This is a genomic window from Campylobacter sp. BCW_4338, assembly GCF_001763255.1.
Classification (GTDB): Bacteria; Campylobacterota; Campylobacteria; order Campylobacterales; family Campylobacteraceae; genus Campylobacter_D; species Campylobacter_D jejuni.
In genome coordinates this window covers 31,766-44,755 of the sequence record NZ_MJYJ01000055.1, presented here as the reverse complement: position 1 = coordinate 44,755, position 12,990 = coordinate 31,766, and the positions used below count along the sequence as shown (strand labels likewise).

The window sequence follows — 12,990 nt, the reverse complement described above, 5'->3', positions numbered from 1 at the left end:
AAAATTTAAATTTTATTTGCAATATGTAAAATTTTAGAAGTTAAATTCCGCATGGTGCGGAATTTATTATGAATGTGGTTTTGCTTGAGTGGCGTATTTTACACCCAAATCAAAAGCTTTAGCATTTGCATCACGAGTTTTTGCAGGAACCATATGAAGCATAGTTTCCTTTAAAACATCTAAATCTATACATTTGCTCATATAAGCAGCAATTGCAAGTGCTACAACTGATTGAGTAGCCACATTTCCTACCTCATCTTTAGCTATGGTAATAATAGGAATTTCAAAAATTTGCCATTTTTTATAATCTTCACTTTCAGGATGCACCAAATTTGGCTCTACAACTATGATGCCTCCTTCTTTTACACCGCCACGAAAACCTTTATAGCCCTTATCTGCAGTCGAAAGCATAAAGTCTATCTCCCCTTCTACAGCATAAGGAAATAAAATTTCTTTATCATCAATGATAATATCCACTTTAGTAGGACCGCCACGTACTTGTGAAGTATAAGTTGAAGCCTTAAAAGCTTGACGGCCTTCTTTAATGGCTGCTTCTGCTAAAATTTCTCCTGCAGTGATAACACCTTGTCCGCCTTCACCGCCAAATCTTAATTGATATTTCATTTTAAAGCTCCTAAATCCACCATTCTTTTTTCTTTGGCTGCACGACGTACTTCTTCATAAGCGCGGCAGTATTCTGGCTGAGAATTATCTTCATGTAAAATTCCTGTTGGAAATTTATCTTTTCTTTCTTCAAAATCCATGCTTTCAAATTTAGCTTTATCCACAACGCGATTTTTAATCCAATCAAGCATAGCTACAGCTTCGCCCATTTTGTTTTTTCTACCTAGATTGATATGACAATTTGAAAAAACATCTACAAAACTATAACCCTTATGCGCTAAAGCCTTATAAATTAAATTTTCAAGCTTATTAGCTTCGATCACATTACCCCTTGCCACAAAAGAAGCTCCTGCAGCTTTAGTTAATTCACACGCATCAAAATTTGGATCAATATTTCCAAATTGAGCTGTTACTGTATAAAAACCTTTTGGAGTAGTTGGACTTGTTTGAGAATTCGTAAGTCCATAGATAAAATTATTGATCACAATATGTGTTAAATCGATATTTCTACGACAACCATGTATGGTATGATTTCCACCAATTGCCAAAGTATCCCCATCTCCACTTACTACAATAACATGTTTACTAGGATTGGCTAATTTAATACCTGTTGCATAAGCTATGGCTCTACCATGAGTTGTATGAACTGTATTGCAATTTACATAAGAACTCATTCTACCACTACAACCTATACCCGAAACAAGACAAACATCATCCATATTCCAACCAAGTTTTTCTATTGCACGGATAATACATTTTAAAACAACACCATCGCCACATCCCCAGCACCACTGAGTAGGCATTTTATCTACTCTTAGATATTCATCATAATTAAAAGCCATTTATATACTCTCCTTTACCTTAGCAATAATTTCACTTGGAGTGATAGGACGACCATTTGCACGGTGCAAGCTAATAAAATCGCGACGCGAAGTTACTCTTTCAATCTCTTCAAGATATTGCCCCATATTAAGCTCGCTTACCATTACTTTTTTAAATTTGCTTACAACTTCAGCGATTTTTTTCTCAGCCACTGGATAAAGAGTAATTGGACGGAAAAGTCCCACTTTAATCCCTTGTTCTCTTAATCTTTGTATAGCTTCTTTTGCTGAACGACTCACGCTTCCATAAGCAATGATTAAAAATTCAGCATCATCAAGCATATACTCTTCATAAGAACAAATATCTTCTTGATTGTTTTTAATTTTACCTATGAGTCTTTCCATATTTTTTTTCACTATGACTCCATCTTCAGTTGGAAAACCTATATCTCCATGATGAAGTCCTGTAACATGATAACGATAACCTGTAAAGAAAGGATTTAAAGTTGCAGGCTCATTTTCTCCTGCTGCATAAGGTTTATAATCCTTTTTATCTCCTTCAAATTTTTTACGGTTATAAACTTTAATATCTTTTAAATCAGGTAAAACCGCTTTACCATTCATGTGCCCTACAGTTTCATCCATAAGCAAAAATACTGGAGTCATATATTTTTCAGCTAAATTAAACGCTCTAATGGTTTCTATATAAGCTTCTTCAAGACTTGCAGGAGCAATAGCAATACTTGCAAAATCCCCATGAGTTGGTGCTTTAGCTTGAAACAAATCTCCTTGTGCTACACGAGTTGGAAGACCTGTCGAAGGACCACCTCTCATAACATTTACAATCACAAGTGGAATTTCAGCAATAAATGCAAGTCCTATTTGCTCTGCTTTTAAAGAAATTCCTGGACCGCTACTTGCAGTCATGGATTTTACTCCACTCATTGCCGCACCAATAGCCACGCTAATACCTGAAATTTCATCTTCCATTTGTATAAAAGTTCCATCATTTGCAGGAAGCATATGACTTAGCTCGTGAGCTATCTCACTACTAGGGGTAATAGGATAGCCTCCAAAAAATTTACATCCACAATCAATCGCAGCTTTGGCGATTAAAACATTACCTGTTGCTATAACTTCTCTCATTATTTTTCCTATGTTAATTTTTTGTATTTGTTATTTTTTACGGCTACAGCTCTATCTTTAGCCTCAGCAGTAAGTTTGGCAAATTTAAATTCATCTCTTTTTGCCACCATAATAGCAAAATCAGGGCAATGTGTCTCACACTCGGTACAGCCTATACAGGATTCAGGGTGTACCACCTCTATCATTTGTCCTAAAACCGCATGCACATCATCGCGCATAGCTAAAACCCCAGCGGGGCAATAGCTAACACAAATATTACATGCTTTGCATCTATGCTCATCTACCCAAACAGGGGTATCTTTTGGAGCTGTCATACTCATGTTTTTCCTTTATCAACCTAATATTTTTTGAATTTCTTCACCAATTAAAGCCGGAGAATCCACCACATGAATTCCGTAACTTTTCAAAGCTTCTTTTTTAGCCGCAGCACTTTCATCAGCACTTCCTACTATGGCACCTGCATGCCCCATTCTTTTACCTTTTGGAGCAGTTGCGCCTGCAATGAATGCTACCACAGGTTTGCTAATATTTTCTTTAATAAATTTAGCTGCTTCCACTTCCAAACTACCACCAATTTCACCTATCATTACAATAGCTTTAGTTTCATCATCTTTTTGGAATTCACTTAAAAGTTCTTTATAAGCAAGACCTATGATAGGATCACCACCAATTCCTACTGCAGTAGAAATTCCATAACCACCTTGAACTACCTGATTAGCAGCTTCATAAGTTAAAGTTCCACTTTTTGAAATAAGCCCCACGCAACCTTTTTTAAAAATAAAACCTGGCATAATACCTAATTTGCATTCTTCAGAAGTGATAATACCTGGACAATTTGGTCCAATGATTTTCATACCCTTTTTATTGGCATATTGCTTAGCAAACATCATATCTTTTACAGGCGTATGCTCGGTGATTACAACTGCAAGCTTAATACCCGCATCAGCTGCTTCAATCACGCTATCACCCACAGCAAAAGCAGGTACAAAGATCAAGCTCACATCAGCCTTTGTTGCTTTAACCGCATCTACAACGGTATCAAAAACTGGTTTACCTAAATGAGTTTGTCCGCCTTTATGAGGGGTGACACCTCCAACTATATTTGTACCATAAGCCATGCATTGCTCAGCGTGAAAAGTTGCTTCTTTACCTGTAAAACCTTGAACTATTACTTTTGTATTTTTATTAACCAATATACTCATTTTCTATCCTTATCCTACTAAACTTTTTACAAGCTCTGCACCATTTTTAAGATTGGTTGCTGCTTTGATATTTTTAAGATTTGAATTATCTAAAATTGTCTTTGCTTCTGCTGCGTTAGTGCCATCAAGACGCACTACAATTGGAATATTTACCTCAACATTCTTAGTAGCTTCTAAAATTCCATTTGCTATCCTATCACAACGAACAATACCACCAAAGATATTGATAAATATAACTTTTACATTCTTATCTCTTAAAATGATTTCAAAAGCCTTTGCAACAGTTTCAGGAGAAGCTCCCCCGCCTACATCTAAGAAATTTGCAGGTTTTGCACCACTATAATTAATAATATCCATAGTTGCCATTGCTAGACCCGCACCATTTACCATACAAGCTACATCTCCATCTAATTTCACATAGCTTAAGCCAAATTCAGCCGCTTCTCTTTCAGCAGGATTTTCTTCAGTAATATCTCTAAGTTCAGCAATTTCAGGATGACGATAAAGCGCACTATCATCAAAACTGCATTTTGCATCAAGGGCATAAAAATCCCCTTCTGCAGTTTTAATTAAAGGATTGATTTCAAGCATATTCATATCTTTATCCATGTAAAGCTTATAAAGTTTAGCTATCATAGAAATGAGTTTTTTGCCTTCATCTTTATCAAGTCCTAAAACTCTCGCTACTTCAAGTCCATGAAACATTTTAAAACCAATTTGTGGATCAATGCCTACTTTTGCAATTTTTTCAGGACTTTCTTTGGCTACTTTTTCTATATCCATCCCTCCTTCACTTGAAGCGATAATGGTAATTTGCTCTGCCATTCTATTAAATAAAATAGCCAAATAATACTCTTTTACTATATTAGCGCCACTTTCTATATAAAGTTTTTGCACGAGCTTACCTTCAGGTCCTGTTTGATGAGTTACTAAATTCATTCCTAAAATTTTACTTGCATAATCTTTTACCTCATCTAAATTTTTAGCGATTTTAACACCACCACCAAGACCACGGCCTCCTGCATGAATTTGAGCTTTAACCGCCCAAACACTACCGCCTAATTCTTTAGCATTAGCCACAGCTTCATCTACGCTAAATGCAACTTTTCCCTTTAAGGTAGGGATACCATTATCCGCAAAAATTGCTTTTGCTTGATACTCATGTATGTTCATTTATTCTCCTTTATATTGATATTTGATTAAAGATTTTTCCAATTTGTCTTTTTCTTGTGAACTAAGATCTAATCTCATGATTTCAATCACACCTTCAAGTCCTAATCTTGCCATAACTCCCAAGGCTTTGTTTTGCACTCCAAATTCTCCATGTAAAATCACACTCATGGGTAAAAACTCGCCACTTCTTATGGACTCAAGCATTCTTATGCAAGCACTAGCAGGGGCTAAATAAGCTGAAGTTTTAAGATGTTTGATTACTTTAGCTCCACCTGTTTTAACTTCATTTTCCAAATCATCAAATTCTTCTTCATTTAAAAATTCGCTTATATTTTTATTTTTAACACTTGCGTAAGATTTTACCAAAACCATATCATCATTATGAAAACCAATAAGTCTTGTATCCACGCTTGACATTTTGACATTAAGTTTTTTGGCAAGCTCATACTTAAATCTTGCATTGTCTAAAACTCCCGCCATGGCTATAATTTTCTTTGATGAAAAAATTCCGCTTTCATAAAGAGTATTAAGTAGAAAATCCACAGGATTAGTTAAAATAATAAAAAGCGGATCTTCTGTAAAATCTTTAATTTTTTTAGCGCAATCAAGCATAATGTTTGTATTCAACTGAAGCAATTCTTCTCTACTTTGCCCATCTTTTCTAGCAAAACCTGCACTAAAAAGCACTATATCTGAATTTTTGGTATGAGTATAATCTTTAGTGCAAAGTAAATCTATATTTAAATTTAAAGCAGCTATGCTTTGAGTAAGTTCTAGTTCTTTTGCATAAAGTAAATCCTCATTGATATCTACTAAAACAATTTCATTTGCTATTTCTCTTAAAATCAAAGCATAAGCTACGCTTGAGCCCACATTACCAGCCCCTATAACAGTAATTTTCATCTTTGTCCTATTTTTTCTAAAATAGCGTTAAAAGTTGCACTTGGACGCATGATTTTATTTGCTTTTTCATCATCAAATTTATAATATCCACCCAAATCCACTTTCACACCTTGTGCATCATTAAATTCGGCTCTGATTTTTTCTTCATTAGAAGAAAGCTCTAGGGCAATATCTTTAAAAAAGCTTTGAAGCTCCATATCACTTGCTTGTCTTGCTAAATGATTTGCAAAATACATTGCTAAGTAAAAATGACTTGTTCTATTGTCATCTTCTTTAACTTTTCTTGATGGAGCTTTATTATTTTCAAGCCATTCGCCTATAGCCTCATCAAGACATTCTGCTAAAACCTTAGCTTTATGATTACTACACTTATTTGCATAAAATTCCAAACTTGCTTGCAAAGCCAAAAATTCACCCAAACTATCCCAACGCAGATGATTTTCTTCGACTAATTGTTCTACTTGTTTAGGTGCTGAACCCCCTGCTCCTGTTTCAAACATAGCTCCACCCTTTAACATAGGCACAACAGAAAGCATTTTTGCACTTGTTCCAAGCTCTAAAATAGGAAAAAGATCGGTTAAATAATCCCTTAAAACATTACCCGTGATAGAAATAACATCTTTACCTTCTCGGATTAACTCTAAACTTCTTAAACAAGCTTCTTTTGGAGCTAAAATGGCTATATTTCTACCCTTTTCTTTTAAACGATTTTGTACCAAAGTTATCATGATTTTATTACTAGCTCTTTTGCTATCTAACCAAAAAATAGCTTCGGCTCCACTAAGTTCTGATCTTTCTATACCTAAATCAATCCAATTTAGCACCGCATCAAATTTAGCCTGATTGACTCTATAAATATCACCTTTTCTAACCTTATGCTCTAATAAAACTTTACCGTTAGAAACTATTTTAAAAGTTCCTTCTTCTTTAGCCACAAAGGTTTTATCGTGCGAGCCATATTCTTGAGCCTTTTTAGCCATTAAACCTACATTAGATACACTGCCAAGTTTTGAAGGATTTAAAGTACCATTTTTATGCAAATCTTCAATAACCGCCTCATAAATAGTTGCGTAAGTTTGATCAGGAATTACGGCATTTGTGTCCTTTTCCTTACCTTCCTTATCCCACAATCTTGCGCCATTTTTAAGCATTGCAGGCATAGAAGCATCAACAATAACATCGCTTGGAACATGAAGATTTGTAATACCTTTATCTGAATTTACCATAGAAATATCTGCAGATTTAGCTAAAATTTCATTGTATTTTTGTAAAATTTCATCTTTTTTGCTTGAATTTTCGATCTTACTTAAAAGCTCACTTAAACCATTATTTGGATTAATACCTAATTTTTCAAATTCATCTTGAAATTCGATAAATAATTCTTTAAAAAATACTTTTACCGCATAGCCAAAAAGTATAGGATCACTTACTTTCATCATTGTAGCTTTTAAATGCAAAGAAAAAAGCACATCATCATCTTTGCTTGCTTTAATTTCTTTTGCATAAAATTCCTGAAGTTTTTGCACATCCATAAAAGTAGCGTCTAAAATTTCATTTTTTTCAAGTTTTAAGCCCTCTTTTAAAATTTCATTTTTACCATCAACGCTTGTAAATTCTATATTAGCCACACAATCTTGATCGATTAAAACCGCTTTTTCATTAGAGAAAAAATCCCCTTCTTTCATGCAAGAAACACGAGTTTTTGAGTTTGGATTAAACTCAACCACACGATAAGGATTGTTTTTTGCATAGTCTTTTACCGCTTTTGTTGAACGACGATCTGAATTTCCTTGTCTTAATACAGGATTAACCGCTGAACCTAAAACTTTTTGATATTTTGTTTTAATTTGCAATTCTTCATCATTTTTTGGCTCATCTGGGTAATTTGGTAACATGTAACCCTTATCTTGCAATTCTTTAATCGCCGCCTTAAGCTGAGGAATAGAAGCTGAAATATTTGGGGTTTTAATAAGATTTGCATCCGATCTTTTGACAAGCTCGCCTAAAAGCTCTAAAGCATCTTCACATCTTTGCTCCTCTTTTAAATACTCACTAAAAGTAGCTAAAATCCTTCCAGACAAAGAAATATCCGAGGTTTTTACTCCTATATGTGCCCTACTTAAAAAAGCTTTCACTATAGGCAAAAACGAATAAGTCGCAAGAGCTGGAGACTCATCTGTTAAGGTATAAGTAATTTGCATTTTTAGTCCTTTAAAATACTTATTTTATTTTCATTTTTAAGTATATTACAAATAAAAAAAAATGCAAGAGTAAGTTTAAAGTTTGTTTTAGTTTTCAAACAAACTTTAAATATTTTTAATTAAGTAAATTAGCAGGAAGTTGTATGATATTTTTAATAAGATTAAAAGGGGTTTTTAGGGTATCTGTTAAAATTTCGGTATGAAATTTAGGGTCATCTATACTTCCATCTATTTTTAAGTTTGTGCTAATTTCCTGATTTTTGCCTAAAATTACATAATTTAAAATTGGAACCTTGGATATAGCTTCTGAAGCTGATTTTAAAGTTTTAAGCTCTAAACTAAAATCCACTGTATTTAATCTTAAATTTGCCGATCCTAAACCATATATATCTACACTATCGCCATTTAAATTAATAGCCGAAACACTTAAAAGATCTTTTTTTCTATTAAAAATAATCTTTCCATCATGTAAGCTTAAACCTTTTTGATTAAAAGTTGGAGATTTAAACATCAATAAACTTGGTACAGTATCGATAAAGGAAATAAGCTGATTTACACCTTTTAAATCCTTCACATAAGTATTTTTAAAATCGATCTGCCCATCAAAATACTCCAATCCACTTCCTTTTATGCTTAAGTTAAACACTCCATCTTGAACAGCTTGTTTTTGTAAAAACTCATTTAAATAATTATCATCAATATTGCTAACGTTTAAATTTAAATCATTAGAAGAATAATAAAGATCAAATTTTGCATTTCCTCTAGAACCTTTAAGATCCAAAGCATTGCCTTTTAAATCAGCCTCTACCCTATCAAAAGCCAAAGTTTTATTAGAATCTGGCAAAATTAAAGCTACATTTGCTCCACCAAAACTAATATTTTGGGTATTAGTAGAAATATCAAATGTTGAATTTGAAGAGTTGGAATCTTTTCTATAAATATAACTTAAATTTTTCAAATGAATTTCTTTATTATCAGAACTTATTTTAGCACTTGCTGTATCACTTTGAGTATGAATTTCCATAATGCCCTTATTTTTTACAATATCAAAGCTATCATTTTCATAAGGAGTTTGACCGTTGATAAGTAAATTATTTTTAAAATAAGCATCATTAACGCTTGCATTAAAATCTTCGAAATTTAAAGTTTTATAATAAACATTTTTAGCATCGATAAACCCAAACTTTTTAAGCAATGGAGAAAATGAAAATAAAATCTTAGGATTACTAAGATTAGCCTCAAGTCCATCTTTAAAATTTAAAATCAAATTCCACTGAGGAATGCTAATGTTAACATTTTGCGAATAATCTAATTTTACTTCTACATTTTGATTTTTTAAATCTAAAAGCTCCCCATTGTCAAAATAAAGCCTTGAAATCTGAGTATTGAAATTTCCTTGCTGTTTTTGCAAGTCAAATTTAGCATTAAAATCAGCTTTTAAAAAGCCATTTTCAACACTAGCATTTTCTATATTTAAATTATTTTGATTTAATTTGACAAATGCTTTTGTAATATTAAAATCAGTCAAAGAAATACTAGCATTCTCTAAAGCTAAAATACCACTATAAGAAATTTCACCCTTATCATGAAAATCAATTTTAAGCTCTAAATCACTTTTAATTTTTCCGCTTTTTTGATAAAAAGGTAATGAAAAATGATAATCTTCTAAAGCTTTAGCAAGTTTTTCATCAAATTTTAGATTATTAGACTTAATGCGCAAATAAATCCCAGCTTTTTTTTCATCAAATAAATCATATAGATAAACCTTACTAGAACTTAAATCAGCACCATTATAGAAAGCTTTATTAAAGACAAAATCAAGCTTTTGTTTGTTTAAATTTAAATCGAGTTTTGGAATTTCAATAGCATTCATTTTATCATCCAAACGAACTTTGACATTATTAACATAACCTGATGCGCTAATATTGTCTAAATAATAATTATTTTTAGTAAAATCTATAAAGCCCTGCAAATAATCTAAATGATAAAATTCTCCCTTAGCCCTATATGCCATCCAAAGATTTAAACTCTGTGGAAGTTCTATTCTTTTATTAACTCTTTTAAAAATTTCCGTAATATTTCTAATATTTAAATCTTCTATTTTATAAGCTAAATTTTTATCTTTGTAAGAGATACTTGCGTTAAAGTCAAGCAATTCTCCGGTTGCTCTACCTTGAAAATAATAAAACTCGCTCTTAGTATTGATACTTAAATTTCCATCAATATTTAAATCATAATCTTTTAATAAAAGTTTTTTAATACCAGCTATAAGTTCTTTATTTTGACGCTGTAATGTTAATTTTAAAAACAATAAATCATTATCTATAAAAAATTCATTATCTTTAAATAAAATACGCACATGATTATCTTTTATATTTAAATTTTGTATATCAATCTCTTCAACAAAAGTATATAGATATTTTAAATTTTTTGTTATTTTTAAAATCTCTGTTGAAGCATTATCAGAAGAGTGAGTTTGTGATGAAATTTCGGAATTTTGAGTCTCATTTATAGTGATATTTTTTGCTCGTACAATTAATTTTTTATCTAATTTAATATATAATTGTTCTAATTTTAAAAAATCAAATTGGATACTAGAGATGACAATCCCATTTTTAAGCACTATAAACAAAGCTAATATAAGCACAACAAAAAATACAACAATATATAAAATTTTCTTTTTCATACGCAACTTCTTTTTGATATTTATTTTGGGGATTTTTTATTATCTAACTCAGCCTTTAAAAAGCAATTCTGTGGTATTTATTCCCCAAGGTTCAATTTCTCAAATTATAACATATTTAAAGCAAAATAAATATCAGATGAGTAGTATTGATAAATATATTTTATTTTTTTTAGGACACCCTCAATCAGGCTGGATCAACATAGGTACAAAAGATTTAAATAGAGCTGAATTTCTACATAAACTCACTATTGCTAAAGCAGCACTTCAAACCATTACTCTTATCCCAGGGGAAACAAGTGTAATCTTTTTAGAACAAGCAGCCAAACAACTTGGACTTGATAAAGATATACTTTTAAAAGAATTTCAAGCTCAAGCTCCTTATGATGAAGGAGTTTTTTTACCAGAAACTTATAAAATCCCAAAAGGTATTACAGAAAATCTACTCATTCAAATGCTTTTAAACCATGCTGAAATTTCCAATAAAAAAACTTCTGAGAAAATTTTTGGTGATTATAATCCAAAAAAATGGCACCAATATATCATCATCGCTTCTGTAATACAAAAAGAAGCTGCTAATGACAATGAAATGCCTATAGTTGCAAGCGTAATTTATAATCGACTTAAAAAAGGTATGAAGCTTCAAATGGATGGAACTTTAAATTATGGAATTTACTCCCATGTAAAAGTTACCCCACAAAGAATAAGACAAGATAATAGCTCTTATAATACCTATAAATTTACAGGATTGCCTAAAGAAGCGGTTTGTAATGTTTCTTTAGCTGCTATTCGCGCAGCTATTTTTCCTTTAAAGACAGATTATTTATATTTTGTGCGTGATAAAAATACTGGAGTTCATATTTTTAGCACAAATATAGATGATCACAATAAAGCCATAAATTTACAAAAAGGAAAATAATTTTGATATTTTTATACAAAATAGTTAAATTGGAACAGTATTTGCTTGTTAATATTAAAAATTATAAAAAGGATAAAAAATGATTAACCCATTTAAATCAAAAGAACTAGTCACTGGTGCTTTAGCGGGTAGAAATCTAAGAAATCAACTTATCAATGCCAATCTTGCAAATGTTGATACTCCTTTTTATAAAGCAAGAGATATTGAATTTGAAACAGCTTTGGTAAATCGTGCAAATGAAATTTTTAAAAAAAATGATAATAAAGAATTGCAATTAGCTGTAACTGAAGAAGGACATCAAAAACCTTGGAAATTTCCAGATCCTAGTAAATCTACTATTTACTTAAGAGACGGACATTTAGCAAGAAATGATGCAAATACTGTTGATCTAGATGTGGAAACCACAGAAATGAGTAAAAATACAGTTATGATAACAGCTCTTGATGGAGTTTTAAGAAGACAAAGCAATATCTTTAGTTCTATACTTGATGCAAGCTCTAAATTAAGTTAAAGGTAAATTATGGCATACTTAAGTGATTTTGATATTAGTGGTTATGGTTTAAGTGCTCAACGTTTTAGAATGAATGTTATTAGCTCTAATATAGCTAATGCAAACACTACAAGAACAGCTGAGGGTGGGCCTTATAGAAGACGCGAAGTGATCTTTAAAGCAACAGATTTTGATAAGCTTTTAAATGAGCAAATTAACAAAAATAATAATTTTTTAAAATATGAAAATCCTTTAAATGATCCAAGTTCACCAGAACAAGCTAAACCTGCTATTCAAAGTGTTGTAGTGGATAAAGTGGTTAGAGATGATAAAGATTTTCGCATGAAGTATGATCCAAGCCATCCTGATGCAAATGCTGAAGGTTATGTAGCGTATCCAAATGTAAATCCTGTTATTGAAATGGCAGATTTGATTGAAGCTACAAGAGCTTATCAAGCCAATGTAAGTGCTTTTACAAGTGCAAAAACTATAGCTCAAAGTGCGATTGATTTATTAAGAGGATAATAAAAAATGAACAATATTAATGATTTAAGATTAAATAATAATATTTCAAATACCAACAAAAGTCAAAATTCCACAGGAATTGGTGATGAATTTGCCAAGATGCTTAAAAATGAAATCGATGATTTAAATAAAACACAAGAAAGTGGAGAAGCTGCAATGACAGACATTGCCACAGGACAAGTAAAAGATTTACATCAAGCAGCTATAGCTATCACTAAAGCTGAAAGCAGTATGAAATTTATGCTAGAAGTAAGAAATAAAGCGATCAGTGCTTATAAAGAAATCACAAGAACTCAAATTTAA

13 protein-coding genes are annotated in these 12,990 nt (G+C 31.8%); 4 read left to right on the top strand and 9 right to left on the bottom strand.

Annotated features, from left to right (window positions below; all coding sequences use genetic code 11):
• Nucleotides 1-66: 66 nt before the first annotated feature.
• The 9 genes from AJN69_RS06080 to AJN69_RS06040 form a co-directional block, all read right to left on the bottom strand.
• Nucleotides 67-624: a 2-oxoacid:acceptor oxidoreductase family protein gene (locus AJN69_RS06080; protein ID WP_002870949.1), complete on the bottom strand. Its 558-nt coding sequence runs from the start codon at nucleotides 622-624 to the stop codon at nucleotides 67-69.
• On the bottom strand, nucleotides 621-1,466 hold the full coding sequence (locus AJN69_RS06075; protein ID WP_070240561.1) for a 2-oxoglutarate ferredoxin oxidoreductase subunit beta: 846 nt from the start codon (nucleotides 1,464-1,466) through the stop codon (nucleotides 621-623). The genes AJN69_RS06080 and AJN69_RS06075 overlap by 4 nt, the downstream gene beginning before the upstream one ends.
• Complete coding sequence (locus AJN69_RS06070; protein ID WP_070276566.1) at nucleotides 1,467-2,591, bottom strand: 2-oxoglutarate synthase subunit alpha; 1,125 nt, start codon at nucleotides 2,589-2,591, stop codon at nucleotides 1,467-1,469.
• Nucleotides 2,592-2,599: 8 nt separating this feature from the next.
• Complete coding sequence (locus tag AJN69_RS06065) at nucleotides 2,600-2,911, bottom strand: 4Fe-4S binding protein (RefSeq protein WP_070276568.1); 312 nt, start codon at nucleotides 2,909-2,911, stop codon at nucleotides 2,600-2,602.
• A 12-nt stretch (nucleotides 2,912-2,923) separates the two neighbouring features.
• Nucleotides 2,924-3,793 (bottom strand): succinate--CoA ligase subunit alpha, encoded by an 870-nt coding sequence (gene sucD / locus AJN69_RS06060; protein ID WP_044779927.1) that lies wholly within the window; start codon nucleotides 3,791-3,793, stop codon nucleotides 2,924-2,926.
• A gap of 9 nt (nucleotides 3,794-3,802) precedes the next feature.
• Nucleotides 3,803-4,966, bottom strand: a complete 1,164-nt coding sequence (sucC, locus tag AJN69_RS06055) for an ADP-forming succinate--CoA ligase subunit beta (protein ID WP_002855069.1) — start codon at nucleotides 4,964-4,966, stop codon at nucleotides 3,803-3,805.
• Complete coding sequence (locus AJN69_RS06050) at nucleotides 4,967-5,869, bottom strand: malate dehydrogenase (protein ID WP_053872536.1); 903 nt, start codon at nucleotides 5,867-5,869, stop codon at nucleotides 4,967-4,969. It lies immediately after the preceding gene.
• Nucleotides 5,866-8,070 (bottom strand): NADP-dependent isocitrate dehydrogenase, encoded by a 2,205-nt coding sequence (locus tag AJN69_RS06045; protein WP_070287651.1) that lies wholly within the window; start codon nucleotides 8,068-8,070, stop codon nucleotides 5,866-5,868. Before AJN69_RS06045 ends, AJN69_RS06050 begins: the two co-directional genes overlap by 4 nt.
• A 115-nt stretch (nucleotides 8,071-8,185) precedes the next feature.
• Nucleotides 8,186-10,756, bottom strand: a complete 2,571-nt coding sequence (locus tag AJN69_RS06040; protein ID WP_070287652.1) for a DUF3971 domain-containing protein — start codon at nucleotides 10,754-10,756, stop codon at nucleotides 8,186-8,188.
• Between AJN69_RS06040 and mltG the strand changes: the two genes are divergently transcribed.
• The 4 genes from mltG to fliE all read left to right on the top strand — a co-directional run bounded on the left by mltG (nucleotide 10,671) and on the right by fliE (nucleotide 12,990).
• Complete coding sequence (gene mltG / locus AJN69_RS06035; protein ID WP_070287653.1) at nucleotides 10,671-11,672, top strand: endolytic transglycosylase MltG; 1,002 nt, start codon at nucleotides 10,671-10,673, stop codon at nucleotides 11,670-11,672. The genes AJN69_RS06040 and mltG overlap by 86 nt on opposite strands.
• A gap of 79 nt (nucleotides 11,673-11,751) precedes the next feature.
• The gene (flgB, locus tag AJN69_RS06030; RefSeq protein ID WP_002854879.1) at nucleotides 11,752-12,183 is read left to right on the top strand and encodes a flagellar basal body rod protein FlgB; all 432 of its coding nucleotides are present in this window, start codon (nucleotides 11,752-11,754) and stop codon (nucleotides 12,181-12,183) included.
• A gap of 9 nt (nucleotides 12,184-12,192) precedes the next feature.
• On the top strand, nucleotides 12,193-12,687 hold the full coding sequence (gene flgC / locus AJN69_RS06025; protein ID WP_070287654.1) for a flagellar basal body rod protein FlgC: 495 nt from the start codon (nucleotides 12,193-12,195) through the stop codon (nucleotides 12,685-12,687).
• A gap of 6 nt (nucleotides 12,688-12,693) precedes the next feature.
• The gene (gene fliE / locus AJN69_RS06020) at nucleotides 12,694-12,990 is read left to right on the top strand and encodes a flagellar hook-basal body complex protein FliE (RefSeq protein WP_070287655.1); all 297 of its coding nucleotides are present in this window, start codon (nucleotides 12,694-12,696) and stop codon (nucleotides 12,988-12,990) included.